General features: G+C 64.0%; 22 protein-coding genes and 1 riboswitch. Of the genes, 13 read left to right on the top strand and 9 right to left on the bottom strand.

Going from position 1 to position 25,259, the window contains the following annotated elements:
* Positions 1–171 precede the first annotated feature (171 nt).
* The 4 genes from ACQZ2L_RS00350 to ACQZ2L_RS00335 all read right to left on the bottom strand — a co-directional run bounded on the left by ACQZ2L_RS00350 (position 172) and on the right by ACQZ2L_RS00335 (position 3,566).
* A complete protein-coding gene (locus tag ACQZ2L_RS00350) occupies positions 172–1,134 on the bottom strand; it encodes a metal ABC transporter ATPase (protein WP_430324270.1) in 963 nt (320 codons plus the stop codon).
* Between the two features lie 38 nt (positions 1,135–1,172).
* A complete protein-coding gene (locus ACQZ2L_RS00345; RefSeq protein ID WP_430324269.1) occupies positions 1,173–1,985 on the bottom strand; it encodes an aldo/keto reductase in 813 nt (270 codons plus the stop codon).
* Entirely contained in the window at positions 1,982–3,157 is a 1,176-nt protein-coding gene (locus ACQZ2L_RS00340) for an FAD-dependent oxidoreductase (RefSeq protein ID WP_430324268.1), read from the bottom strand. Before ACQZ2L_RS00340 ends, ACQZ2L_RS00345 begins: the two co-directional genes overlap by 4 nt.
* 76 nt (positions 3,158–3,233) lie before the next feature.
* On the bottom strand, positions 3,234–3,566 hold the full coding sequence (locus ACQZ2L_RS00335) for a DMT family transporter (protein ID WP_103435831.1): 333 nt from the start codon (positions 3,564–3,566) through the stop codon (positions 3,234–3,236).
* A 133-nt stretch (positions 3,567–3,699) separates the two neighbouring features.
* On the opposite strand from ACQZ2L_RS00335, the gene waaA reads away from it, so the two are divergent.
* On the top strand, positions 3,700–4,971 hold the full coding sequence (gene waaA, locus ACQZ2L_RS00330) for a lipid IV(A) 3-deoxy-D-manno-octulosonic acid transferase (RefSeq protein ID WP_430324267.1): 1,272 nt from the start codon (positions 3,700–3,702) through the stop codon (positions 4,969–4,971).
* 44 nt (positions 4,972–5,015) lie between these two features.
* On the opposite strand, the gene ACQZ2L_RS00325 is transcribed toward waaA, so the two are convergent.
* Positions 5,016–6,452: a TolC family outer membrane protein gene (locus tag ACQZ2L_RS00325; RefSeq protein WP_430324266.1), complete on the bottom strand. Its 1,437-nt coding sequence runs from the start codon at positions 6,450–6,452 to the stop codon at positions 5,016–5,018.
* Positions 6,453–6,612: 160 nt separating this feature from the next.
* Positions 6,613–6,719, top strand: a riboswitch (TPP riboswitch).
* 155 nt (positions 6,720–6,874) lie between these two features.
* Here ACQZ2L_RS00325 and thiC point away from each other — a divergent pair.
* Entirely contained in the window at positions 6,875–8,761 is a 1,887-nt protein-coding gene (thiC, locus tag ACQZ2L_RS00320; protein ID WP_101315857.1) for a phosphomethylpyrimidine synthase ThiC, read from the top strand.
* 166 nt (positions 8,762–8,927) lie between these two features.
* On the top strand, positions 8,928–10,211 hold the full coding sequence (cytX, locus tag ACQZ2L_RS00315; RefSeq protein ID WP_430324265.1) for a putative hydroxymethylpyrimidine transporter CytX: 1,284 nt from the start codon (positions 8,928–8,930) through the stop codon (positions 10,209–10,211).
* On the opposite strand, the gene ACQZ2L_RS00310 is transcribed toward cytX, so the two are convergent.
* On the bottom strand, positions 10,180–10,926 hold the full coding sequence (locus ACQZ2L_RS00310; protein ID WP_150571107.1) for an RsiV family protein: 747 nt from the start codon (positions 10,924–10,926) through the stop codon (positions 10,180–10,182). The genes cytX and ACQZ2L_RS00310 overlap by 32 nt on opposite strands.
* 184 nt (positions 10,927–11,110) lie before the next feature.
* Here ACQZ2L_RS00310 and ACQZ2L_RS00305 point away from each other — a divergent pair, with 184 nt between their 5' ends.
* From ACQZ2L_RS00305 to ACQZ2L_RS00265, 9 genes are all read left to right on the top strand, one after another.
* Positions 11,111–11,728 carry an NUDIX domain-containing protein gene (locus ACQZ2L_RS00305; RefSeq protein ID WP_430324263.1) on the top strand — a complete coding sequence of 206 codons (618 nt, stop codon included), beginning with the start codon at positions 11,111–11,113 and terminating at the stop codon, positions 11,726–11,728.
* Positions 11,719–12,171 carry a DUF1249 domain-containing protein gene (locus ACQZ2L_RS00300; RefSeq protein WP_101315865.1) on the top strand — a complete coding sequence of 151 codons (453 nt, stop codon included), beginning with the start codon at positions 11,719–11,721 and terminating at the stop codon, positions 12,169–12,171. Before ACQZ2L_RS00305 ends, ACQZ2L_RS00300 begins: the two co-directional genes overlap by 10 nt.
* A gap of 85 nt (positions 12,172–12,256) precedes the next feature.
* Positions 12,257–13,066, top strand: a complete 810-nt coding sequence (gene cpdA / locus ACQZ2L_RS00295) for a 3',5'-cyclic-AMP phosphodiesterase (RefSeq protein ID WP_430324262.1) — start codon at positions 12,257–12,259, stop codon at positions 13,064–13,066.
* Positions 13,067–13,200: 134 nt separating this feature from the next.
* A complete protein-coding gene (locus ACQZ2L_RS00290; protein ID WP_430324261.1) occupies positions 13,201–13,809 on the top strand; it encodes a YqiA/YcfP family alpha/beta fold hydrolase in 609 nt (202 codons plus the stop codon).
* Between the two features lie 35 nt (positions 13,810–13,844).
* Entirely contained in the window at positions 13,845–15,749 is a 1,905-nt protein-coding gene (parE, locus tag ACQZ2L_RS00285) for a DNA topoisomerase IV subunit B (protein ID WP_430324260.1), read from the top strand.
* Positions 15,749–16,732, top strand: a complete 984-nt coding sequence (locus ACQZ2L_RS00280) for an esterase-like activity of phytase family protein (protein ID WP_430324733.1) — start codon at positions 15,749–15,751, stop codon at positions 16,730–16,732. Before parE ends, ACQZ2L_RS00280 begins: the two co-directional genes overlap by 1 nt.
* Entirely contained in the window at positions 16,729–17,247 is a 519-nt protein-coding gene (locus ACQZ2L_RS00275; RefSeq protein WP_430324259.1) for a retropepsin-like aspartic protease family protein, read from the top strand. The genes ACQZ2L_RS00280 and ACQZ2L_RS00275 overlap by 4 nt, the downstream gene beginning before the upstream one ends.
* Before the next feature lie 10 nt (positions 17,248–17,257).
* On the top strand, positions 17,258–19,516 hold the full coding sequence (gene parC / locus ACQZ2L_RS00270; RefSeq protein WP_430324258.1) for a DNA topoisomerase IV subunit A: 2,259 nt from the start codon (positions 17,258–17,260) through the stop codon (positions 19,514–19,516).
* A gap of 173 nt (positions 19,517–19,689) precedes the next feature.
* Positions 19,690–20,400 carry a PqiC family protein gene (locus ACQZ2L_RS00265; protein WP_430324257.1) on the top strand — a complete coding sequence of 237 codons (711 nt, stop codon included), beginning with the start codon at positions 19,690–19,692 and terminating at the stop codon, positions 20,398–20,400.
* A 278-nt stretch (positions 20,401–20,678) separates the two neighbouring features.
* Here the strand turns inward: ACQZ2L_RS00265 and ACQZ2L_RS00260 are convergent, their stop codons facing one another.
* Complete coding sequence (locus ACQZ2L_RS00260; protein WP_430324256.1) at positions 20,679–22,151, bottom strand: histidine kinase; 1,473 nt, start codon at positions 22,149–22,151, stop codon at positions 20,679–20,681.
* Positions 22,152–22,286: 135 nt separating this feature from the next.
* Between ACQZ2L_RS00260 and serB the strand changes: the two genes are divergently transcribed.
* Entirely contained in the window at positions 22,287–23,501 is a 1,215-nt protein-coding gene (serB, locus tag ACQZ2L_RS00255; RefSeq protein ID WP_430324255.1) for a phosphoserine phosphatase SerB, read from the top strand.
* Between the two features lie 69 nt (positions 23,502–23,570).
* Here serB and asd read toward each other — a convergent pair whose 3' ends face one another.
* Both asd and ACQZ2L_RS00245 read right to left on the bottom strand, forming a co-directional pair.
* Positions 23,571–24,434, bottom strand: a complete 864-nt coding sequence (gene asd, locus ACQZ2L_RS00250) for an archaetidylserine decarboxylase (protein WP_186700664.1) — start codon at positions 24,432–24,434, stop codon at positions 23,571–23,573.
* Positions 24,435–24,443: 9 nt separating this feature from the next.
* Complete coding sequence (locus ACQZ2L_RS00245; protein WP_430324254.1) at positions 24,444–25,253, bottom strand: rhodanese-like domain-containing protein; 810 nt, start codon at positions 25,251–25,253, stop codon at positions 24,444–24,446.
* Positions 25,254–25,259 lie beyond the last annotated feature (6 nt).

The raw sequence follows: 25,259 nt of genomic DNA, 5'->3' as shown, positions 1-25,259 counted from the left end.
CAGCGGCCCTTTTAATTCGCGGAATGACGCGATTTCCTGTAGGAGCGGCCTTGTGTCGCGAAAGGCCCGCAGAGCGGGCCCAGCAATGTCGGCGGCGGAGCTGAAATTTGGGGGGCGCTTCGCACCCCTTTCGCGACACAAGGCCGCTCCTACAAAAAGCAGTCCGCGTAATTATTTATGCAGCGACGTGCGAGCCCTCGCCAGTAAATCCCGCGCCTTGCCCGTCAATCGCTGCAACCGCGAGGCCGGCCTAGGTTCCACCAGCCCCTGCTGGCGCAGCCAATCCTTCCAGCGCACCCGCTCATCACGCACCACCCAGCCTTCCTGCCGGGCAAAGCTCTCGGCCAGCCAGATACCGCGGGTACTGGCCGGGATCAGGGTATCTTTCTTCAGCGTGAACAGCTCAGCCGTTGGCCGGCCATCCACCAACGGCATCAGGTACAGATCAGGCCGCTTGCGATTGAGCCGCGCCACCAGTTGATCGCCTTCCAGCCGCTCATCCACATGAAACAGACTCAGCGACTTGGCCTCCCGCGGTACCTGCAAGCGCAAGTCATAGATCAGCTGCAACGACGCCGTAGGTAAATGCACATAAGCCCGCGGCTGCTCGATCAACACCAGATTGCCCGACTGCACCGGCCGCGCCGGCGTCGCCTGTGAGGTCAGCACAAACGGCAACGCCTCCCGATAATGCAGCGCAGCGGCATAGGGCGCGGGCAACCAGGTGTCGTTGAAGCGCCCACCCAGCCAGCCCTCTGGCGTTTCCAGCAGGCATTCTTCAGCCACCTCCTGAATCGCCGTATGCAGCGGCAGGTTCAACTCCTGCGCTGGCACATAGCCGGAAATCAGCTTCAGCACTACATCGCCACGGTCTTGCCGGCGCTGGCGCACCAGCACCCAGTATTCGCGATTCTGCCACTGCAGCGTCAGTCGCACCGAAACCCCCAGGTTGGCCAGCTCGACCACGAAGCGCTCGCTGTCGGCCACCTGCACTGCCTTGCGCCGTTGCAGGGTCTGGGCGAAGTTCAGCGGCATGCCGATGGTCTGATAGCTCAGGCCTTCGGCAGTGGCTTCGACATGCAGCGGCAGCGTTTTGAAGTTGCTCGGGTTCTTGCGGATCAGCGTGCGTGCCACGAGGCTCCTCCTTGCGCTTGGTAGTCGTGCCAGCGGCCTTATTGCTGCCTCAAGATACGGGCAACGGTGGCCACGTTATGGGCCAGATGCAGCGGGTTGATGGTGCCGACGATAGCACTGCTCACGCCTGGGTGGGCGAACAGCAGCTCGAAGCTGGCCTGTACCGCATCCACCCCGGGCGCCAGGCAGACATGCCCGCTGGCCAGGGCCTTCTTCACCAGAATGGCCTTGCCATGCTCGGCGGCGTAGTCCAGTACCGGGCGTTCGGCTTGCTCGTTGAGGTTGTAGGTAACCATCGCACAGTCACCCTGCTGCAACGCCTTGAGCCCACCTGCCGCGGTCTTGCCAGACAAGCCAAAACCGAGAATCTTGCCTTCCTGCTTGAGCGCGGCGAGGGTCTGGTACACCTCTTCCTGCTCAAGGATTGCCAGGTCATTACCATCTGAATGGACCAGCACCAGCTCGATTCGATCCGTTTCAAGTCGCTTGAGGCTGCGTTCGACCGAGCGCCGGGTGTGCGCGGCAGAGAAGTCGAAGTGCGACTGGCCATCGTCGAACTCTTCACCGACCTTGCTGACGATCACCCATTCATCACGCTGACCGCGCAGCAGCGGCCCAAGTCGCTCTTCACTGCGACCGTAGGCGGGCGCGGTATCGATCAGGTTGATCCCCAGTTCACGCGCCTGGGCCAGCAGCAGGCGTGCCTCGTCGTCGCCGGGGATGGTGAAGCCGGTGGGGTATTTGACGCCCTGATCACGGCCCAGCTTGACCGTGCCCAAGCCCAGCGGCGATACCATCAGGCCGGTGCTGCCCAGCGGCCGATGCAGGTCATGCAGATCAGGCAGGCTCATGGCAGCAGTTGCTCCCAAGCCGGTACGCCGAGCGCAGGCCGGGGCAGGTTGGTCAAATCAGGCTTGGCTTGCGGGCGAATACCATCGCGTTCGAGCTTGGCCAGCACGTGGTCGGCGAAGTCCGGCGCCAGCGCCAGCTTGGTCGGCCAACCGACCAGCAGGCGCTGCGCTTCGGCGAGGAAGGCATTGTCCGGCCGCACCTGGCCAGACTGCGCTGGCTCGGCCCGATCAACCCGCAGGGTGGCCCAGCGCAGCTGGCTTTGATCGACCCATGGCAACAGGCTGGCGACTTCTTTCTGCGCGGCCGCGATCTGCGCCGCCGGCTCGCGGGCAACGCCATCGGCTTCGGCCAAATCACCACCCAGGTACCACACCCACTGGCCATCCGCGCCGGGGTGAGTGGTGACGGTGATGCGCGGCTTGGGCCCACCGCCGAGGCAGTGCGCGTACAAAGGCTTGAGGTTAGGGCCTTTGGCCAGAACCATGTGCAACGGTCGGCGCTGCATGGCCGGCTGGTCCAGGCCAAGGGCCTGAAGCAGCTCGGCAGTGCCACCACCGGCGCTCAACACGATGCGCTGGGCGCGAATCTCGCGGCCGTCGACACGCAGGCCGACCAGTTCGTCTCCTTCGCGCAACGGCTCGATCTGCTCGCCGGCGAGCAGGCTGTCACCGGCCAGCGCAGCGAGGTTGGCGAGCAGGCTGGGCACGTCGATGACCAGCTCGGCGAGGCGATACACCTTGCCTTTGAAGGCGCGGTCTTGCAGGGCAGGCGGCAACTGATCGCCCTTGACCTGATCGACCCGGCCGCGCATGGCCTTGCTGGCAAAAAAGCTGGTGACATTGCCCAGCAGGCCGCCCGGCGACCACAGGTAATGCGCATCGGACAACAAACGCACCTGGTCCAGGTTCAGCTCGCCGCTGCCGGCCAGCGCCTCGCGCCAGCGCCGTGGCATGTCGGCGATCGCTTCGGAGGCGCCGGTCAGGCTGCCGTGCAGTGCGTACTTGATACCGCCGTGGATGATCCCCTGCGACTTGATGGTCTGCTCGCCGCCCAGGCTTGCGCGTTCCACCAGCACCGTCGAATAGCCCAGGCGCTGCAGCCGGGCATTGAGCCAGAGGCCTGCGACCCCGGCGCCGACGATCAGTACGTCAGTGGAAATGGCAGATGGCATGCGGGCACCTCAAAGACAGGGACAGGCCAGCAGTATACAGGCTGATGTCTTTGCCGTTGACCGCACAACGTCGCGGTCAGTGCCCGCTGCTGTTGGAAAACACCTGAATCACCACCACGCCGCCGACGATCATGGCCATGCCGAGCACGGCCGGCAGGTCCAGTTTCTGCCCATAGATGAGCCACGCGGCGATGCTGATCAGGACGATGCCCAGCCCCGACCAGATGGCGTAGGCGATACCTACCGGAATGCTGCGTACCACCAGGGTCAGCATCCAGAACGCCACGGTGTAGCCGGCGATCATCAGCAACAGCGGCAGCGGCGTACTGAGGCCTTTGACCGCCTTCATCGAAGCGGTGGCGACGACCTCGGCGCAAATGGCGATGGCCAGATAAACATATGCGTTCACGCTGCAGTCCTCGATTGTTTGGCGGCCATTCTAGGCGATCCACTTGTCAGCTTTCACGCTGTGTCCGCCGCTTTTATGGCTTGGGCGGACATGGACAGGCCTTTTCAGGCAGTTCCTAGTAAACTTCGCCGCCATGAACAGAACCCTATATACCCTGCTGTTTCACTTGGGCCTGCCGCTGGTAGCGCTGCGCCTGTACCTGCGTGCGCGCAAGGCGCCGGCCTACGGCCAACGCGTCGCCGAGCGCTTTGCCATCAAGCTGCCGCCGATGCGCCAGGGCGGCATCTGGGTGCATGCGGTGTCGGTCGGCGAGAGCATCGCGGCGGCGCCGATGGTGCGCGCATTGCTCAAGGCCTACCCTGAGCTGCCGATCACCGTGACCTGCATGACCCCGACCGGTTCGGAGCGGATTCGCGCGCTGTTTGCCGATGAACCGCGCATTCAGCATTGCTATCTGCCGTACGACCTGCCCTGGGCAGCGTCGCGCTTTCTCGACCATGTACGGCCGCGGCTGGGCGTGATCATGGAAACCGAGCTGTGGCCCAACCATATCCACCAGTGCGCCAGGCGCGGCATCCCGGTGGCGCTGGCCAATGCGCGCTTGTCGGCGCGGTCGGCGCGCGGCTATGGCCGCTTTGCCAAACTGACCCGGCCAATGCTCGCCGAGATGAGCCTGATCGCGGCGCAGACCGAAACCGAAGCCGAGCGCTTTCGCAGCCTCGGTGCGCGGCCTGAATGCGTGCAGGTGACCGGCTCGATCAAGTTCGACCTCAAGCTCGACGAACAACTGTTGCCCCGTGCCCGCCAGTTGCGCGAGCAATGGCAGGCCAGCCAACGCCCGGTCTGGATCGCAGCCAGCACCCATGAAGGCGAGGATGCGCAGGTGCTGGAGGCGCACCGCCGCCTGCTGCAGGTGCACGCCGATGCGCTGCTGATTCTGGTGCCGCGTCACCCTGAGCGGTTCAACGCCGTGCATGCGTTGTGTACTGAACAGTTCGCTACCGTGCGCCGCTCGAGCGCCGAGCTGGTCACCGAGAGAACCCAGGTGCTGCTCGGCGATACCATGGGTGAGTTGCTGTTCCTCTATGCGCTGGCCGATATCGCCTTCGTCGGCGGCAGCCTGGTGCCAACTGGCGGCCACAATCCGTTGGAGCCGGCTGCGCTGGCATTGCCGGTGATCAGCGGCCCACATGTGTTCAACTTCCTCGATATCAGCGCAATGCTGAAAGATGCCGGCGCGTTGCAGTCAGTTGACGACAGCCAGGCATTGGCCGCCGCCGTGCAGCGGCTGGTCGAGTTGCCGCAGGACGCCAGGCGCATGGGCGAAGCGGGCAGGGCGGTGATGCAGGCCAACCAGGGCGCCTTGCAGCGCTTGCTGGATGGCCTGGCGCGGCTGCTGGGCTAGCGATAGATAGCGGCGCCGGGCAAGCCTGGCGCCGCAGTCACAGCTCAGGGCCGGCGTTCGAAGTTCTTCGCCGCTGCTGCTGCCAGATCCGGCGGCAGGAAGTCCTTGTCCGGGTTGTAATCGGCTTTCAGATAACGGCCCAGGTCGGACAGGTCCTGCGGGCTCAAGGTGCCGGCCGCCTGCTTCAGGCGCAGGTTATCCAGAATGTAGTCGTAGCGGCTGTTGTTGTAGTCACGCACCGAGGTGTACAGCTGGCGTTGCGCATCGAGCACATCGACGATATTGCGGGTGCCGACCTGATAACCGATTTCGGTCGCCTCCAGCGCACTTTGGTTGGAGATGATCGACTGCTTGCGCGCCTGCACCTGTTCGACGTCGGTATTCACCGCGCGGTGCAGGTTGCGGGTGTTTTCCACCACCTGGCGGCGCAGGCTTTCGCGCTGCTGCTCGCTCTGGCTCAAGCGCTGATAGGCCTCGCGCACCTGCGAGCTGGTCAGGCCGCCGCTGTACAGCGGGATGTTCAACTGCAGGCCGATGCTGGTCTGTTCGACGTCGCCGCCGTAACGCACGCCGGGCTGCGGCGCCGGGTTGGAGAAGCCCAGGGCATCGTTGTCACCCTTCTGGTAACGCGCCACCGCGTCGACCGTCGGGGCATGGCCGGCCTTGCGCTGGCGCAAGGTTTCTTCAGCGGCATCGACGGCGTAGTTGGTTGCCTGCAGGTTGAGGTTCTGCCGTGCGGCAGTCTCGACCCAGGCCTTGGCATCGTTTGGCATCGGCACCTGGATCGGCAGGCTGTGGACCACGCCCTGCAGCGAGCCATAGTCGCGGTTGGTCAGCGTTACCAATGCCTCGAAGGCATCTGCGACCTGGCGTTCGGCGATGATCCGGTTGGCCCGCGCCGTGTCGTAGCTGGCCTGCGACTGGAGCACGTCGGTCTTGTCCGACAGGCCGACGTCAAAGCGCTCGTTGGACTGATCCAACTGGCGCTTGAAGGCGGCTTCCTCGGCTTTGGTCGAGGCCAGGTTGTCTTGCGCGCGCAGTACCGAGAAATAGTTCTCGGCGGTCTGCAGAATCAGGTTCTGCTCGTTGGCCGACAGCTCCAGCGCCGCCTGCTCGTTGACCGCTTCGGCGGCTTGCAACTGGAACCAGCGATCGGCGCGGAAGATCGGCTGCGACAGGGTCGCGCTCCACGAATTACCGCTGCGATTGGAGGTGATCGCCGGTTCGTCGAGCTTGGTGCGGGTGTTCATCATTTCGGCACCCGCCGACAGGTTCGGCAGCAGCCCGGCGCGGGCCTGCGGCACGATCTCACGGCGCGCGCCGTAATCGGCGCGGGCAGCGGCAAGGTCGGCGTTGTTGCTGGCCGCTTCCTGATAGACGCTGATCAGGTCGGTCTTCACCGGCGCGGGCAGATCAGCCGCCCAGACCACTCCGTTGGACGCACAAGACACGGCAATCGCCAGTGAAAGTTTGCGCAGCATAGGGCAATCCTTGTACGAGTTTTAATTACTGAACTGTTGAGTATTGAGCAGTGCGCCAGTGTAAGGCTGCGCACGGCCGGCAACAATCGCTGATTGGCGCCTTTGATCGCCGCGCTGCAAGCACCCTTGGCTTTGCGCGCAACTCCAGTCTAGACTGCGCATGTTCTTGTCGGGGTGCCTTGATGCAAAGGCTGAGATCGGAAGTTTCCGGATCCCGTTGAACCTGATCAGGTTAGCGCCTGCGTAGGGAACAAGATTTCTCGCTTTCCCGGCGAGTCTCTTGTGTCAGGTCCGGGATTTGTCGAGCAGCGCAGCCGCGCATTCGCACCCCAAGTATCCGGCACTGCACCCATCAAGGGTGTGTCCGCGTCATTCAGGTTCTCCCCGACATTCCGCCGCTAGGAAGCTGTCTGGAGCCTGTGATGAGCAAACAAGAAAAAGCGATCAACCTCAGCGAATCGGCGCAAGTCGATCAGCAGTCTGTGCAACCCTTCACCCGTTCGCGCAAAGTGTATGTCCAGGGTTCGCGCCCGGATATCCGTGTGCCCATGCGTGAAATCAGCCTGGATGACACCCCCACCGACTTTGGCGGCGAAGCCAACGCGCCGGTGCTGGTGTACGACACCTCCGGCCCCTACACCGACCCTGCTGTCAGCATCGATGTGCGCAAAGGCCTGGGCGATGTGCGCTCGGCCTGGATCGACGCGCGGGGCGACACCGAACGCCTCGAGGGCCTGAGCTCGAACTTCGGCCAGCAACGCCTGAGCGATGCCGAGCTGACCAAGCTGCGCTTTGCCCATGTGCGCAACCCGCGCCGGGCCAAGGCCGGCGCCAACGTCACGCAGATGCACTACGCGCGGCAGGGCATCATTACCGCCGAGATGGAATACGTCGCCATCCGCGAAAACATGAAGCTGCAAGAGGCCCGCGCTGCCGGCCTGCTCGAGCAGCAGCACGCCGGCCACAGCTTCGGCGCCAGTGTGCCCAAGGAAATCACCGCCGAGTTCGTCCGCGACGAGATCGCCCGTGGCCGTGCGATCATCCCGGCCAACATCAACCACACCGAACTCGAACCGATGATCATCGGCCGTAACTTCCTGGTGAAGATCAACGGCAACATCGGCAACAGCGCGTTGGGTTCGTCCATCGAAGAAGAAGTGGCCAAGCTGACCTGGGGCATCCGCTGGGGTTCGGACACGGTCATGGACCTCTCGACCGGCAAGCACATCCATGAAACCCGCGAGTGGATCATCCGCAACTCGCCGGTGCCGATCGGCACCGTGCCGATTTACCAGGCGCTGGAAAAGGTCGGCGGCGTTGCCGAAGACCTGACCTGGGAGCTGTTCCGCGACACCTTGATCGAACAGGCCGAGCAGGGCGTTGACTACTTCACCATCCATGCCGGCGTGCTCCTGCGCTACGTGCCGCTGACCGCCAAGCGCGTCACCGGCATTGTCAGCCGTGGTGGTTCGATCATGGCCAAATGGTGCCTGGCGCATCACCAGGAGAACTTCCTCTACACCCATTTCGATGAAATCTGCGAAATCATGAAGGCCTACGACGTCAGCTTCTCGCTCGGCGACGGCCTGCGTCCGGGCTCGATTGCCGATGCCAACGACGCCGCCCAGTTCGGTGAGCTGGAGACCCTCGGCGAGCTGACCAAGATCGCCTGGAAGCACGACGTGCAGTGCATGATCGAAGGCCCCGGCCACGTGCCGATGCAGTTGATCAAGGAGAACATGGACAAGCAGCTGGAGTGCTGTGACGAGGCTCCGTTCTACACCCTCGGCCCGCTGACCACCGACATCGCGCCGGGTTACGACCATATCACCTCGGGCATTGGTGCGGCGATGATCGGCTGGTTTGGCTGCGCCATGCTCTGCTATGTCACGCCCAAGGAACACCTCGGCCTGCCGAACAAGGATGACGTCAAGACCGGCATCATCACCTACAAGATCGCCGCCCACGCCGCCGACCTTGCCAAGGGCCACCCCGGCGCGCAGATCCGCGACAACGCGCTGTCCAAGGCGCGCTTCGAGTTCCGCTGGCAGGACCAGTTCAACCTTGGCCTGGACCCGGACACCGCCCGTGCCTACCACGACGAGACCCTGCCCAAGGAGTCGGCCAAGGTCGCTCACTTCTGCTCGATGTGCGGCCCGAAGTTCTGCTCGATGAAGATCACCCAGGAAGTGCGCGAGTACGCTGCCAATCAGCGTATCGAGGCTGTGGATATGTCGGTCGAAGAGGGCATGCGCGAGCAGTCCGAGCGCTTCCGTCAGACCGGTAGCCAGCTTTACCAGAAGGTGTGATGCAACTGGGGCTGCTTTGCAGCCCTTCGCGGGTGAACCCGCTCCCACAGGATCGCGCAAATGCTGACTCCAGCGCGGTACCTGTGGGAGCGGGTTCACCCGCGAAGGGCCGCAGAGCGGCCCCCAGCTTTCTTTTCCAACAATAATTTTTCGCCGAGCGCCAACCATGTCCAGCTCCAGCAACTTTTCCCCCGATCAGCCGATCCCCGCCAGCCAGCGCCTGTTTGGCGGGCGGGACCTGTTTGTCCTGTGGTTCTCCCTCGGCACTGGCCTGATGGTGCTGCAGGTCGGCGCCATGCTCGCCCCAGGCCTGGGCCTGGCCGGGGCGATGCTGGCAATCGTCCTCGGCACTGCCGTCGGCGTGCTGCTGCTGGCCGCCGCCGGGGTGATCGGCAGTGACACCGGCCTGTCGGCCATGGGCACCTTGCGCTTGAGCCTCGGCCGGCACGGCGTGCGCCTGCCGGCGGTGCTCAACTTGCTCCAGCTGATTGGCTGGGGCTCGTTCGAAATCATCGTCATGCGCGACGCCGCCAGCCTGCTCGGCGCGCGGGCGTTCGGGGCCGACAGTGCCTGGACCAGCCCGCTGTTGTGGACGCTGTGCTTCGGCGCGTTGGCAACCCTGCTGGCGATCTGCGGGCCGCTGACCTTCGTGCGCAAGATCCTGCGCAAGTGGGGCATCTGGCTATTGATCGGCGCCTGCCTGTGGCTGACCTGGAACCTGTTTGCCAAGGCCGATCTGGGCGCTATCTGGCAGCGTGCTGGCGATGGCTCGATGTCGCTGGCGGTGGGTTTTGACATCGTCATCGCCATGCCGCTGTCGTGGTTGCCGCTGATCGCCGACTATTCGCGCTTCGCCCAGCATGCCGGTCGCGTGTTCAGTGGCACCGTGCTTGGCTATCTGCTCGGCAATGCCTGGCTGATGAGTCTTGGTGTCGCCTACACCCTGGCCTTCGCGCCAAGCGGTGAGGCCAATGCCTTGCTGCTGGCACTGGCTGGCGCTGGCCTGGGCATCCCGTTGCTGCTGATTCTGCTGGATGAGACCGAGAACGCCTTTGCCGATATCCATTCCGGTGCGGTCTCTACCGGCTTGCTGCTGCCGATCAAGGTCGAACACCTGGCCCTGGCGATCGGCCTGCTGTGCACGCTGATCGCCTGCCTGGCGCCGCTGGCCCAGTACGAGAACTTCCTGCTGTTGATCGGTTCGGTATTCGCGCCGCTGTTCGGCGTGGTGCTGATGGACCACTTCGTGATCCGCCGGCGCCAGCTGCCGACCCGGGTCGAGGGCTTGCACTGGCAGGCGCTGCTGGCCTGGGCGGTGGGCGTCGCGGCCTATCATGGCATTGCCAATCTGGCCCCGGAATTCGGCGCAACCCTGCCGGCGCTGGTGCTGGCAGGGCTGCTGTTCGGGCTATTGAGTGTCAGCCGCGGCCGGGAAACAGCTCAGGCTTGATCACGCCGTTGAGGCGGGGGTAGGGGATTTTCAGCTCGACGTGCCCCATGGAGTAGGGCGCGATGGCATACACCTCGTACTTCACCACGACCGCACCGTAGGTCAGGGCGATGTGCGGGGACTTCTTGAACGGCCAGGTCTTGACGAATTCGGCGTCCTTGTCCATGCCGGTGCTGATCATCCAGGCGCGGTGCGACTCTTCGACGGTTTTCCAGAAGGTGTCTTCCTGGCCTGGCACCAGCATGTCCTGCAGGGTCAGGACCTTGTCCTGCTTGCGCGAATAGTTGATGAAGGCGCGGCCGGGCATGCCATGGGCGCCACCGCTGTCGAGATAGCTGGACAGCTCGATGATCACCAAGCCGTCATGCTGTTCACGTACCTTGGCTTGCAGGTAGCTGCTGTTGCGCTTGTCGGCGCTGGCCAGGTACTGATCCTCGTAGGCCTTGAGCGAGGTCGGCGCGCTGCTGCGGGCGTTGTCGGTGGTCAGCTGCAGCAGGCGGCTCTCGACGATGGCGTCGAGCTTGGGCAGCGCCGGGAAGTGCACGGTATCGATGTTCACCAGCGGGCAGTCGCTGGCGCTGCAGCCTGGCTTGACGTGCTCCCAGGCATCGCGCTTGACCTCGAGCGGGGCCCGGTAATTGGGCGCGAACAGGCTCTGGCAGGCGCTCAGTGCCACCGCCAGCACAGCCACGGAAGTCAGTTTGACTAGCGTCATGATGATCCTTGCAGAACTTGGATAGTCGGCCTTGGACCGTCGGCAAAGCCGTCGGTTCGCCACTAAGCTAACAGACATGACGCACCCGCTTCCAGCAGCCTGAACGGTCAACGGAAAGGGGTGAAACCCGGTCAAACGCAGAGTAGGATGGCGCGATGCGGTAGTTGAGGTAATGAGGATTTCCATGACAGACACGTCCAATTCGGTGCCCAAGACGGTTGAGATCATCAAGCGCGAGAACTGCTTTCAGGGCTTCTACAAGCTCGACAAGCTGCACCTGCGCCACGAGCTGTTCGCCGGCGGCATGAGCCGCGAGATCAGCCGCGAGCTGTTCGTGCGCCACGATGCAGTGTGCGTGCTGCCGTACGATCCGCTGCGCGACGAGGTGGTGCTGATCGAGCAGTTCCGCGCTGGCGCCATGGGTAAGGCGGCCAATCCCTGGCTGATTGAAATGGTCGCTGGCCTGATCGACAAGGATGAACAACCTGAAGAGGTCGCTCACCGCGAAGCCGAAGAAGAAGCCGGCCTGACCTTCTCGGCCCTGTGGCCGATGACCCGCTACTTCCCATCGCCGGGCGGCAGCGACGAGTTCGTGCATCTGTTTCTCGGCCGCTGCGTCAGCGAAGGTGCCGGCGGCTTGCACGGGTTGGAAGAAGAGGGCGAGGATATCCGCGTGCGCGTCTGGTCGTTCGAGGACGCCCTGCAAGCGGTACGTGACGGGCGCATCTGCAACGCGGCCAGCATTATCGGCCTGCAATGGCTGGCGCTGAACCGCGACGAAGTACGGGGGATGTGGAAGTGAACCTGCTGCGCGAGCGTTATCGGGTCGATCTGGTCGGGCTGCAAAGTGCCTGCGAGGCCAACTACGCTCGCTTGATGCGCCTGCTGCCGGACATGCGTACCACCCAGAGCTCGCGGCGCATCGGTATGACCCAGGGCGACCAGATGCTTGGCGTGCTGGTGCTGGACGTGCTGCTGACCTGCCCCTATACCACCACCCTGCGCGTGCGTCAGGAGCACAGCCTGCCCTGGCTGCCGGTGCCGCAGCTGGAAGTGCAGGTGTACCACGATGCGCGCATGGCCGAAGTGGTCAGCGCCGAGCATGCACGGCGCTTTCGCAGCATTTACCCTTACCCCAACGAAGCCATGCACCAGCCCGACGAGAAGGCCCAGCTCAACCTGTTTCTCGGCGAATGGCTGAGCCACTGCCTGGCCTGCGGCCATGAACTGGCGGCAGTACGCTGAAAATGTGATGCGAGTCGGCTTCGCCGGCTTGCGCGAAAGCTGTCAGCAGCCATAATCGCGCAGAACTCGCTCGAGGAGACGGCCGTTGCCGCAGCCCAACCATCCCCACGCACCGATCAACGTCGTGCAACTGACTGACGCCCATCTGTTTGCTGATCCGGCAGGCACCCTGCTGGGCCTGAATACCCGAGGCAGCCTGCAGCATGTGATCGACCAGGTGCGCCGCGAACAGGCTGCAATCGACCTGCTGCTGTGCACCGGCGACCTGTCGCAGGATGCCAGCGCGACGGCCTATTACGCCTTCGCCGAGATGACGGCGACGCTGCGCGCGCCAGCCCGCTGGCTACCGGGCAACCATGATCAGGCGCGAGTGATGGCCGAGGTGGCGCAGGGGACGGATTTGTTGCAGTCGGTAACCGATGTGGGCAACTGGCGCATCATCATGCTCGACTCGGCAGTGGTGGGGGCGACCCATGGTTTGCTCGCGCCGGCGCAGCTTGCTGTGCTCGATGACGCTTTGGACAGCGCACCCGATCGCCATTGCCTGGTCTGCTGTCACCATCAGCCGGTGGACATCGGCTGTGCCTGGATGGCGCCGATCGGCCTGCGCAACAGCGATGAGTTGCTGCAACGGGTGCAGGCTCACCCCCAGGTGCGTGCAGTGCTCTGGGGGCATGTGCACCAGGCCTTCGAGCAGACGCGCGACGGCGTGCGCTACATGGCCACACCGTCGACCTGCATCCAGTTCGCGCCGGGTAGCGTCGACTTCAAGGTCAGTGAAGAGTTGCCTGGCTACCGCTGGCTGCGCCTGCATGCCGACGGTCAGCTTGAAACAGGCGTGGAGCGGGCGCTGGATTACGTGGTGCAGCTGGACTTCAACAGCCCCGGCTATTGAGCGCACGGCCTTAAGCCAGCTTGAACAATGTATTTCGAAAATCCCGAAGCAGCGCCAATGCTTGGCGAACACGCTACACTGCGCGTCCCTGCGCCCCAACTGGCGGGCGCGCCGCAGCAGACACCGGGGGCAGCATGTCGGGTTCCATCCTTTATATCCACGGCTTCAACAGCTCGCCGCTGTCGACCAAGGCGCGCCAGCTTGAGGCTGTGATGCAGCAACTGGGCCTGGCTGGCCAATTGCGCATCCCCGCGCTGCACCATCATCCACGTGAGGCGATTGGCCAGCTTGAAGCCGCCATCGCCGAGCTGGGCGCGCCCTTGCTGGTAGGCAGTTCGCTGGGCGGCTACTATGCGACCCATCTGGCCGAGCGGCATGGCCTCAAGGCCCTGCTGATCAACCCGGCAGTAGCGCCGCACCGCTTGTTCGACGGCTACCTGGGCACCCAGCGCAACCTGTATACCGATGAGCCCTGGGAGCTGACCCTGGACCACGTGCAGGCCCTGGCCGAGCTCGAAGTGGCGCCGCCAACCGACGCCGCGCGTTACCAGGTGTGGTTGCAGACCGCCGATGAAACCCTCGACTATCGCCACGCCGCTGCCTACTACCAGGCCTGCGCGCTGCGTATCGAAGCCGGTGGCGACCATAGTTTCCAGGGCTTCAGCAAGCGCCTGCCGGCATTGCTGACCTTTGCCGGCATTGCCCGCGAGCACTACGCGGCGCTCGATTTTTCTGTATTTTGATTTTTTCGCATTCACCAGACTGACGACGAGAACCCATGGCCAACCCCAGCGCTAGCGCCTATAACGCCGACGCCATCGAAGTCCTCTCCGGCCTCGATCCGGTGCGTAAACGGCCCGGTATGTACACCGACACCAGCCGGCCCAACCACCTGGCCCAGGAAGTCATCGACAACAGTGTCGACGAAGCCCTGGCCGGTCACGCCCGCTCGGTGCAGGTCATCCTGCATGCCGACCACTCGCTGGAAGTCAGCGATGATGGCCGCGGCATGCCGGTCGACATCCACCCTGAAGAGGGCGTCTCGGGTGTCGAACTGATCCTCACCAAGCTGCACGCCGGCGGCAAGTTCTCGAACAAGAACTACCAGTTCTCCGGTGGTCTGCACGGCGTTGGTATCTCGGTGGTCAACGCCTTGTCGACCCAGGTTCGGGTGCGGGTCAAGCGTGACGGCTACGAATACCAGATGACCTTCGCCGATGGCTACAAGGCCACCGAGCTGGAAGTGGTCGGTACGGTCGGCAAGCGCAACACCGGTACCAGCGTCTATTTCAGCCCTGATCCGAAGTACTTCGACTCGCCGAAGTTTTCCATCAGCCGTCTCAAGCATGTGCTCAAGGCCAAGGCTGTGCTGTGCCCGGGCTTGTCGATCAGCTTCGAGGACAAGGCCAGCGGCGAGAAAGTCGAGTGGCACTATGAAGACGGCCTGCGCTCGTACCTGGTCGATTCGGTCAGCGACTTCCTGCGCCTGCCCGACGAGCCGTTCTGCGGCAGCCTGGCCGGTAACAAGGAAGCGGTCGACTGGGCCTTGCTGTGGTTGCCCGAGGGTGGCGACAGCGTGCAGGAAAGCTACGTCAACCTGATCCCGACTGCGCAAGGCGGTACCCACGTCAACGGCCTGCGCCAAGGCCTGCTGGATGCCATGCGCGAGTTCTGCGAGTTCCGCAACCTGCTGCCGCGCGGGGTCAAGCTGGCCCCGGAAGACATCTGGGAGCGGATCAGCTTCGTCCTGTCGATGAAGATGCAGGAGCCGCAGTTCTCCGGCCAGACCAAAGAGCGCTTGTCCTCGCGCGAGGCGGCGGCGTTCGTCTCCGGCGTGGTCAAGGATGCCTTCAGCCTGTGGCTCAACGCGCACCCTGAATTGGGCATGCAGTTGGCGGAGCTGGCCATCAGCAACGCCGGTCGCCGCCTCAAGGCGAGCAAGAAGGTCGAGCGCAAGCGCATTACCCAGGGCCCGGCACTGCCCGGCAAGCTGGCCGACTGCGCTGGCCAGGACCCGATGCGCTCCGAGCTGTTCCTGGTCGAGGGTGACTCCGCCGGCGGTTCGGCGAAGCAGGCGCGCGACAAGGAATTCCAGGCCATCCTGCCGCTGCGCGGGAAGATCCTCAATACCTGGGAAGTCGACGGCGGCGAAGTGCTGGCCAGCCAGGAAGTGCACAACATTGCCGTGGCCATCGGTGTCGATCCGGGTGCCACCGACCTGTCGCAGCTGCGCTACGGCAAGATCTGCATCCTCGCCGACGCCGACTCCGACGGCCTGCACATCGCCACCTTGCTCTGCGCCTTGTTCGTCCAGCACTTCCGGCCGTTGGTCGAGGCGGGCAACGTCTACGTCGCCATGCCGCCGCTGTACCGTATCGACCTGGGCAAGGAGATCTACTACGCCCTCGACGAGGCGGAGCGTGACGGCATTCTTGACCGTTTGGTCGCCGAGAAGAAACGCGGCAAACCGCAGGTCACCCGCTTCAAGGGCCTCGGTGAAATGAACCCGCCGCAGTTGCGCGAAACCACCATGGACCCGAACACCCGGCGCCTGGTGCAGTTGACCCTGGATGACGTCGAGGCCACCTGCGAGCTGATGGACAAGCTGCTGGCGAAGAAACGCGCCGGTGATCGCAAGAGCTGGCTGGAAACCAAAGGCAACCTGGCTGAGGTCATGGTTTGATTGCTCGGTTGCTTGCCGCAGTACTGGCCCTGGTCGCTTTGCCGAGTCTGGCGAGCGACTGGCCGGAGCTGAAGCTGAGCAGCGAGCACGCCATTGACGGCATGCCCAGCGGCAACCTCTCCGGCCTGGCAATGTGCCGTGGCGCGTTGTGGGGGGTGTCCGACCGTGATGACGACCGGATCTACCGCTTCGAGCAGCGCGATGGCGCCTGGCAGGCCGAAGCGTTGACCTTCAGCGCGCCGCCGGTGCCTGACAGTGGCTTGCCACTGGGCTTGAAGGTGCGCAGTTGGGCGGTAGCCGTAGTGCGCGGTGGTGAACTGGACTTTGAAGGTATCAGCTGCGATCAGGCAGGCAACTTCTATCTGGTCAGTGAATCCCATGCGGCAGTGCTGCAGGTGCCACTGCAAGGCGAGCCGAACTGGTTGAAAATCGACCCATTGATGGTTGGTCGGGCCCGCGCCAGCGGCATGCTGCTGCGCTTCAATGGCCTGTTCGAGGGGCTGGCGATCAACCCGGCGGGTGATCGGCTGTGGCTGGCCGCCGAACGTGAGCGGCGCGGCCTGGTTGCCTTGCAACGCCAGCAGTCGCTGTGGACCTGCGTGCGTAGCTGTGTGCTGTTCAGCGAGGCGGGGGTCGAGATGCAGCCGCCGCAAGTGGACAAACCACGGCCGGTATCGCGCGATTTTGCCGACCTGGCACTGTATGCCGGCAAGCTGTTTACCCTGGAGCGTAACGCCTACCGGGTCTGCCGACGCGACGCGGACAGCGGCGCCGTCGAGCGCTGTTGGTCGTTCGCTGCCGATGCGCTGACCGAGGCGCGCCGCTATGACCAGCTGTTTGGCGTTGCCGAAGCCTTGATCATCGATGACCAGGGCGCCTGGATTGGCGTGGACAACAACAACGGCGCCCGCGGCGACGGCGAAGTGCGGCCGATCGTCTGGCGCTTTGCTGCGCCGCAAGGCGGCTGGAGTGCCAAGCCATGAGCCAGCCGGCCGGCAAGCGTGCGGGCAGGGTGTTGATGATTCTCGCCTGGGCGGCGGCGATGTTTCTTGCCACGCGCTTTTTTGGCGCCTGGGAGGATCAGCAGCGCAACCCCAATGCGCAACCCGAGTCGGCCCATGGTGATGGTTTCATCGAAGTTCGCTTGCTGAGCAATGGTCAGGGCCACTTCGTCGCCGATGGTGCGATCAACGGCCAGACCGTGCACTTCATGCTCGACACCGGCGCGACCGATGTCGCCATCCCCGAGTCGCTGGCCAAGCGCCTTGAGCTGCAGCGCGGCGCGGCGGTGCTGGTGAGTACTGCCAATGGCCGTACCGAAGGCTACCGGACCCGGCTGGACAGCCTGCAACTGGGTGATATCCGCCTGCAGGGCGTCCGCGCCCTGGTGGTGCCCGGCCTTGACGGCACAACCGTGCTGCTCGGTATGAGCGCCCTCAAACAACTTGAATTTACCCAGCGCGGCGGCAGCATGCTGTTGCGCCAGAACCTGAAATGACGAGGCCCGCATGAGCGACTCACTGGAACTCAGTCTCGACGGCGTCGAGCGCCGTTCCCTGGCTGACTTCACCGAACAGGCCTACCTCAACTACTCCATGTACGTGATCATGGACCGTGCCTTGCCGCATATCGGCGACGGCCTCAAGCCCGTGCAGCGGCGCATTGTCTATGCCATGAGCGAGTTGGGCCTGGACGCCGATTCCAAGCACAAGAAGTCGGCGCGTACCGTCGGCGACGTGCTCGGCAAGTTCCACCCCCACGGCGACTCGGCCTGCTATGAGGCCATGGTGCTGATGGCGCAGCCGTTCAGCTACCGTTACACCCTGGTCGACGGCCAGGGCAACTGGGGTGCGCCGGACGATCCGAAGTCGTTCGCGGCCATGCGTTATACCGAGGCGCGCCTGTCGCGCTATTCCGAAGTGCTGCTCGACGAAGTCGGCCAGGGCACGGTCGACTGGGTGCCCAACTTCGACGGCACCCTGCAGGAGCCGTCGGTTCTGCCGGCGCGTCTGCCGAATATCCTTCTCAACGGCACCACTGGTATCGCCGTGGGCATGGCCACCGATGTGCCGCCGCACAACCTGCGCGAAGTCGCCAGCGCCTGCGTGCGCCTGCTCGACGAGCCGAAAGCGACCATCGAGCAGCTGTGCGAGCACATTCAAGGCCCGGACTATCCGACCGAAGCCGAGATCATCACCCCGCGTGCCGACATCTTGAAGATGTACGAGAGCGGCAAAGGCTCGATCCGCATGCGTGCGGTGTACCGCGTCGAGGATGGCGACATTGTTGTCACCGCGTTGCCGCACCAGGTTTCCGGGGCCAAGGTGCTCGAGCAGATCGCCGCACAGATGCAGGCCAAGAAGCTGCCGATGGTGGCCGACCTGCGCGATGAGTCCGACCATGAGAACCCATGCCGGATCGTGATCATCCCTCGCTCTAACCGGGTCGATGCCGACGAGCTGATGCAGCACCTGTTCGCCACCACTGATCTGGAAAGCAGCTACCGGGTCAACGTCAACATCATCGGCCTCGACGGCCGGCCGCAACTGAAAAACCTGCGGTTGTTGCTGCAGGAATGGTTGCAGTTCCGCGTCGGCACCGTGCGCCGGCGCCTGCAGCACCGCCTGGACAAGGTCGAGCGGCGCCTGCACCTGTTGGATGGCTTGCTCACGGCGTTTCTCAACCTGGATGAAGTTATCCACATCATCCGTACCGAAGAGCACCCCAAGCAGGCGCTGATTGCCCGCTTCGAGCTGACCGAGATCCAGGCCGAATACATCCTCGAAACCCGCCTGCGCCAGCTGGCTCGCCTGGAAGAAATGAAAATCCGCGGCGAGCAGGACGAGCTGCTCAAAGAGCAGGCCAAGCTGCAAGCCCTGCTGGGTAGCGACGCCAAGCTGAAAAAGCTGGTGCGCAGCGAGCTGATCAAGGATGCCGAGAAGTATGGCGACGACCGCCGTTCGCCGATTGTCGAGCGCAGCGAAGCCAAGGCACTCTCGGAAAACGAGCTGATGCCGACCGAGCCGGTCACCGTAGTGCTTTCTGAAAAAGGCTGGGTGCGTTGCGCCAAGGGCCATGACATCGATGCCACCGGGCTTTCCTACAAGGCCGGTGACGGCTTCAAGGCCGCTGCGGCGGGCCGTTCCAACCAGTTTGCCGTGCTTATCGACTCCACCGGGCGCAGTTATTCGGTGGCCGCGCACACGTTGCCCTCGGCCCGTGGCCAGGGCGAGCCGCTGACCGGGCGGCTGACACCGCCGCCGGGCGCGACCTTCGAGTGCGTGCTGCTGCCAGAGGACGACGCCCTGTATGTGGTGGCCTCCGACGCGGGCTATGGATTCGTGGTCAAGGGCGAAGACCTGCAGGCCAAGAACAAGGCCGGCAAGGGTTTGCTCAGCCTGCCCAACGGCGCCAAGGTGATCCCGCCGCGGCCGGTGAGCAACCGCGAGCAGGACTGGCTGGCAGCGGTGACCACAGAGGGCCGCTTGCTGGTGTTCAAGGTCGCCGACCTGCCGCAGTTGGGCAAGGGCAAGGGCAACAAGATCATTGGCGTGCCGGGCGACCGGGTAGCCAGTCGCGAGGAGTATGTCACCGACCTGGCCGTCATCAGCGAGGGTTCGACCCTTGTGTTGCAGGCTGGCAAGCGTACCCTGTCGCTCAAGCCAGATGATCTGGAGCACTACAAGGGCGAACGCGGTCGGCGCGGCAGCAAGCTGCCCCGCGGCTTCCAGCGCGTCGATGGGCTGCTGGTGGAAGCTTCGGGCTAACCAGGCGAGTCGTCTGAACCGGCACTTTCGGCGTTGTTCGCGGCGGAACTACTGGAGTCGGACGACCTTTTCGCGGATGATAGGCGCTCGCGGCGCCGGCGTGGCCGAGCGCCCCAAAGACTCTACATGTGTATCACTGCGGTGTGCCGAATGGCTGCCGCCTGGATGGGATGATGAAATTTCCGCGCTTTCCATTTGCGCTGTTGATGACCGGCCTGCTGGGCCTGGGCGGGTGCAGTGTGCACCAGCCGGTAGCCCTGTATCAGCTGGACAGTGGTGAACCTGGCCAGCCTTCGCAGAGTGCCGGTATGGCTGTGGTGCTGGGCCCGGTTTCGGTGGCTGACTACCTGCAGCGCGAGACCTTTTTGCAGCGCCAGGCAGACGGCAGCCTGACTTCAGCGACGGACGGTCGTTGGGCGGGCAGCCTGTCTTCGGATATTGACCAGCTGCTGGTGCGCCAGCTGGCCTGGCGCCTCGACAGCCAGCGGGTGGTGCTGGCGCCGGCGAGCAGTGGTTTTGCGCCGGACGTGCAGGTGCTGCTGTCGATCACTCGCCTGGATTCGGGCAAGGATCAGCCGGCCATTCTGGATGCACAGTGGCGCCTGCTGGATCGCCGCGGCAACGTGCGTGACAACCGCATCGTGCACCTTGAACAAGCGCATGAGGGCAGCGAGTCTTCCCAGGTGCAGGCGCAAGGGCAGTTGCTGCAGAAGCTGGCCGAGCAGTTGAGCAGCGCGGTCAAGCCGCTGGCCAATCAGCCGGCCCTGGCTGAAGAAACCCGCAAGAAGCCGGCGGCGCCGGTGCAGGTCAAGAAGACCCCAGAGAAGTCGAAGATCCCGATTGCTTCGCCGGTGCGTACCGATATGGAAGTGTTCAGGTTCTGAGTTTGATTTGAGGTACTTGCAAAGGCCGCCCCTGCAGAGATCTGTGGGGGCGGTCTTTTTGTTTGCGATGGTCTTGCGCGGGCCCCTGTGGGGGCGGCCTTTTTGTTTGCGATGGTCTTGCGCGGGCCCCTGTAGGAGCGGCCTTGTGTCGCGAAAGGGTCGCGGAGCGGCCCCACGGTTCCAGCTTCGCCGCTGACATCGCCGGGCCAGCTTCGCTGGCCTTTCGCGACACAAGGCCGCTCCTACAGGGACCGCACGAGAGCACCCTCAGCGGATCTTCAGACCCGCCGCTCGTGCATACGCGCCAGTTGCCGCTCCAGCATCGAGGGGTACGGCTCCATCAATCGCTCCACACAGCACGCACCCTCAGGGCTGGCAATCGGGCGGATGCGGGCGCGTTGGCGCACCAGGGCATCGTCGGTGATCTTGCGCTCGACCAACAGCAGGTTGCGGCTGTGCTGCGACAAGGCCAGGGCATCCTGGGCCTTCTCGGTCATCAGCAGGTCAACCTGCTCCAGCCCTTGCAGATCATCACCCACGGTCAGCCCGAGCTGCAGCTGCAAGGTGATGCCGCTGTCGGCGACTTCGATCTGCAGGGCATGGCCCAGGGCGCGCAGCAGCTCGCCGCAGCAAATGGCATTGGTCAGGTAATCCTCACCACTCTCGCGGCTGTGGAACAGCAGCAAGGTGCTGCCGTCGGTCAGGGTGAAGGTTTCACCTTCATACAGCGAAGCAGCCTGCTCGAGGCAGTCGCGATAGCGCTCGAGCAGCTCGGTCAGGCGCGTGCGCGGCAGCCGACGCAGTTGCTCCTGCGAGCCCAACTGCACGGCCAACACGGCGCTGTACTGCGGTTCGGTCGAGACGGGCGCGGCGGCAACCGGCTTGGCGCTGCTCTGCTCGACGTCGATCAGGCCGGCAAACGCCTCATCGTCTTCCTCATCCTGCTGAGCGATCGCCCGGCTGCGGGCGGCGACGCTGGTGGTTACCGGGGCGTGATCGAGGTCGGCGAAGTCATGCTCGTCGTCGTGTTCTTCCTCTTCCTCCGGTTCAGGTGGCGGCGGTGGCGCGAGGCGGGCGTGCAACTGGCGGGCGAGGTCACCGATCTCGTCCTGACGATCGATGGCCGGGGTATACGGGTGCGGATCACGCAGCCAGACCCGCAGCTGCAGCAGCGGCGTGGAGATGTAGCGGCCCAGGCGCAGGCTCAGGGTCAGGGCCAATACCAGCAGGATCCCCGCCAGAATACCCATGCTCTGCAAGCTGATCAGCATCGGCTGCTGGAACTCGCTCATGTCCAGGCTGATGCGCAGTTGCCCGGCGGTCACGTCCTGGAAGGTGATCTTGGTCTGGTACAGGCCTTCGGCTTCACCCAGCAGGGTGTTTTTCGGGCGCTGACCGGCCTCGGCGAGGATGCGGTTGTCGACGCTATAGATGGCCGCGTGGGCCACCAGCGGGTTCTTCACCAGATTGCCCAGCAGCACGTTGAGGCTGAGGATGTCGTTGGACACCAGCAGCTCGGTGGCCGAGGTGGCCGTCTGGATGGTCAGGCTCTGCCCCAGGGCGTCCGCCTGCTCATGCATGGCCTGCTTGAACTGCAGGCCCATCACGCAGGCATAGATCACCAGCGCCATGGCCACCAGAAAAATATTGGTGCTGGCGATACGCAATGCCAAGGGTACGCGGCGTTGGCGCAGAGCATGGAACAGCATCAGGAAGAAGTTATCGGATTTAACTGGCGTGGGCCGGTTCACAGAGCGCGGCTCTTTATGACGAGAAAGTGCTGCGCAGTATAGCGACCCGGCATTTGTCGGCAAAGTGCAAGTGGCGCCCGATAGTCACCGAAAGTCGGTAGAATGCGCATTTTTCATCGAAGTCGGAGCCAGGTTGTGCGCGAAATCGTTCTGATCAACATCACCGGTGAAGACCGCCCAGGTCTCACTGCCGCCATCACCGGCGTCCTGCTCCAGGGCGGTGTGAACATTCTCGACATCGGCCTGGCCGTGATGCACGGCACTTTGTCGTTCGGCATCCTCGTCGATATCCCCGATAACGAAGTCGCCACCCAGTTGCTGCACAGCGTGCAAAGCAAGGCCCACGAGCTGAATCTGCAGGCACGCTACACGCCGATCTCCGAGGCCGACTACCAGCACTGGGCCGATGGCCAGGGCGATGCCCGGCAGATCGTCACCTTGCTCAGCCGCAAGGTCACCCCTGAGCAGCTGCAGCGGGTCAGTGCGGTCATCAGCCAGTATGGCCTGACCATCGAGCGCATCGAACGCCTGTCGGCGCGGGTGGCGCTCAATGCCGATAGCGAGCACAGCAAAGCGTGTCTGGAGATTTCTGTGCGCGGTGAGCCGAGCGATGCTCAGGCCCTGCGTGCCGCGTTCTTCACCCTGTCTGAAGAGCTGGCCGTCGACATTGCCTTCCAGAAGGACGACCTGTTCCGCCGCAACCGCCGGCTGGCGGTGTTCGATATGGATTCGACGCTGATCGAAGCCGAAGTCATCGACGAGCTGGCCAAGGCCGCCGGTGTCGGCGAGCAGGTCTCGGCGATTACCGAGCGGGCCATGCGCGGCGAGCTGGACTTCCGCGCCAGCTTCAAGGAGCGCATGGCGTTGCTCAAAGGCCTGGACGTCAAGGTACTGGACGAGATCGGCGCATCGCTGCGTTTGACCGAAGGCGCCGAAAACCTGTTCGCCGAGCTCAAGCGCCTGGGTTACAAGACCGCCATCCTGTCCGGTGGCTTTACCTACTTCGCCAAGCAGGTGCAGGCGCGGCTGGGGATCGACTATGTGTTCGCCAACGAGCTGGAAGTCGTGGACGGCAAGGTCACTGGCGTGGCCATTGAGCCAATCGTCGATGCCCAGCGTAAAGCTGACCTGTTGCAGGAGCTGGCCAGCAAAGAAGGGCTGCAACTGGCCCAGACCATCGCGGTAGGCGACGGCGCCAACGATCTGCCCATGCTGTCACTGGCAGGCCTGGGCGTGGCCTTCCGCGCCAAGCCGCTGGTGCGCCAGTCGGCCAAGCAGGCGATCTCGACCCTGGGTCTGGATGGTGTGCTGTATCTGCTCGGCTTGCGCGACCGCGACGCCCGCGGCTGACCGCCCGCTGCAGATAAAAAAGGCCCCGCATGGTTTGCGCCATGCGGGGCCTTTTTAATAAGCGGCGGATCAGACTGCGGTCGGCACTGCCAGCAGTTCACCCATACGCACAGCAGAGCCGGCACCGAGGCTTTCAGCCCACTTCACCTGCTCCGGGCCAAACAGCACGATCGCGGTGGAACCCAGCTTGAAGCGGCCCAGCTCTGCGCCTTTTTCCAGGTGGATCGGGGTGCGGCTGGCTTCGTCGTAGCGGAAGGTCTTCAGTTCACGCTTGGGCGGCGTCACCAGCCCGGCCCAGACGGTTTCGATCGAAGCCACGATCATCGCCCCGACCAGCACCACGGCCATCGGCCCGCGCTCAGTATCGAACAGGCAGACCACGCGCTCGTTGCGGGCAAACAGCTCCGGTACGTTTTCGGCAGTGGTCTGGTTGACCGAGAACAGCCGGCCTGGCACGTAGACCATCTCGCGCAGGGTACCGGCCAGCGGCATGTGCACGCGGTGGTAGTCCTTCGGCGACAGGTAGATGGTGGCGAACTCGCCGCCCATGAACGGTGCGGCCAGTGCCGGATCGCCGCCGAGCAGCTCCAGCGCGCTGTAACCATGGCCCTTCGCCTGGAAGATGCGGCCGTGCTCGATCGGCCCGAGCTGGCTGACGGCGCCATCAGCTGGGCACAGAATGGCCCCTGGAGTTTCATCCAGTGGGCGCGCGCCGGGTTTCAGGGCGCGGGTGAAGAAGGCGTTGAAGTGCTCGTAGGCGCTAAGGTCTTCGACCAGCGCTTCGGACATGTCGACCTGATAACGCTTGGCGAACCAGGCGGTGAAGGCATTCTTGAACCAGCGCGCGCGGCACTCGGCAACGCAACCGGCCAGGCGTGACAGCAAATGGTGCGGCAGCAGGTACTGACTGATGATGAACAAACGCGATTTCATTGAATTTCCTTAAACCTCTACGGGCGTGTCTGGATGGTTGCCCCATTCGCCCCACGAGCCGGCGTACGCCTTGACCCGGGGGTAGCCGAGGGACTTGGCCACCAGATAGGTAAAGCCTGAACGGTGATGGGTCTGGCAGTGGGTGATCACTTCCTTGTCGGGAGTGATACCCAGGTTTTTCAGGATATCGGCCATGTCCTTGCGGATGCGCAGGTGGTCATTCATGTCCATGCCTGCGGTCCACTCGAAGTTGACGGCGCCGGGAATGTGCCCGCCTTTGGCCGCGAGCACTTTCTCGCCACGGTATTCACCCGGCGCGCGAGCGTCCCAGATGGCCAGGTCGGCAGCGCCGAGGCGGCTCTGCAGGTATTCACGGGTGGCGGTTGGCTCGTCGTTTATGGTCAGGCTGACCGAGCCGGTGGCGCTGGCTGGCGTCTCGGTCGACAGCTGATCAGCCGGCCAGGCCTGGATACCACCGTTGAGGTAGTGGTACTGCGCATGACCGATGACATCCAGCAGCCAGATGAAGCGCCCGGCCCAGCCACCGCCTTCGTCGTCGTAGACCACATACACGGCATCGTCACGATGGCCGAGTTCGGCGAACAGCTTTTCCAGGTCGGCGCGCGCCGGCAGCAGCCCAGGCGCCGGCGGTTGGCCCAGCTGGGTACGCTTGGGGTCGACGAAGCGCGCACCGGGCACATGGCCACTGCCATAGCGGTTGGCGCTGGTCAGGTCGACCACGATCAGCGCTGGCGAGCCCAGGCGTGGCAACAGGTCTTGCGCTTCGATAACCAGCGGCAAGCTGGAAAAATCAGTCATCCACAG

Source organism: Pseudomonas shirazensis, assembly GCF_050496565.1.
Classification (GTDB): Bacteria; Pseudomonadota; Gammaproteobacteria; order Pseudomonadales; family Pseudomonadaceae; genus Aquipseudomonas; species Aquipseudomonas shirazensis_A.
Note: the sequence above shows the minus strand (reverse complement) of the source record. Positions and strands in the feature narration are given on the sequence as shown.

Bases quoted from the DNA above. Each gene is read 5' to 3' on its own strand.
- ACQZ2L_RS00345 (WP_430324269.1), bottom strand. From the start codon at position 1,985: ATGAGCCTGCCTGATCTGCATGACCTGCATCGGCCGCTGGGCAGCACC.
- ACQZ2L_RS00340 (WP_430324268.1), bottom strand. From the start codon at position 3,157: ATGCCATCTGCCATTTCCACTGACGTACTGATCGTCGGCGCCGGGGTC.
- waaA (WP_430324267.1), top strand. From the start codon at position 3,700: ATGAACAGAACCCTATATACCCTGCTGTTTCACTTGGGCCTGCCGCTG.
- ACQZ2L_RS00325 (WP_430324266.1), bottom strand. From the start codon at position 6,452: ATGCTGCGCAAACTTTCACTGGCGATTGCCGTGTCTTGTGCGTCCAAC.
- thiC (WP_101315857.1), top strand. From the start codon at position 6,875: ATGAGCAAACAAGAAAAAGCGATCAACCTCAGCGAATCGGCGCAAGTC.
- cytX (WP_430324265.1), top strand. From the start codon at position 8,928: ATGTCCAGCTCCAGCAACTTTTCCCCCGATCAGCCGATCCCCGCCAGC.
- ACQZ2L_RS00310 (WP_150571107.1), bottom strand. From the start codon at position 10,926: ATGACGCTAGTCAAACTGACTTCCGTGGCTGTGCTGGCGGTGGCACTG.
- ACQZ2L_RS00305 (WP_430324263.1), top strand. From the start codon at position 11,111: ATGACAGACACGTCCAATTCGGTGCCCAAGACGGTTGAGATCATCAAG.
- ACQZ2L_RS00290 (WP_430324261.1), top strand. From the start codon at position 13,201: ATGTCGGGTTCCATCCTTTATATCCACGGCTTCAACAGCTCGCCGCTG.
- parE (WP_430324260.1), top strand. From the start codon at position 13,845: ATGGCCAACCCCAGCGCTAGCGCCTATAACGCCGACGCCATCGAAGTC.
- ACQZ2L_RS00275 (WP_430324259.1), top strand. From the start codon at position 16,729: ATGAGCCAGCCGGCCGGCAAGCGTGCGGGCAGGGTGTTGATGATTCTC.
- parC (WP_430324258.1), top strand. From the start codon at position 17,258: ATGAGCGACTCACTGGAACTCAGTCTCGACGGCGTCGAGCGCCGTTCC.
- ACQZ2L_RS00265 (WP_430324257.1), top strand. From the start codon at position 19,690: ATGAAATTTCCGCGCTTTCCATTTGCGCTGTTGATGACCGGCCTGCTG.
- asd (WP_186700664.1), bottom strand. From the start codon at position 24,434: ATGAAATCGCGTTTGTTCATCATCAGTCAGTACCTGCTGCCGCACCAT.
- ACQZ2L_RS00245 (WP_430324254.1), bottom strand. From the start codon at position 25,253: ATGACTGATTTTTCCAGCTTGCCGCTGGTTATCGAAGCGCAAGACCTG.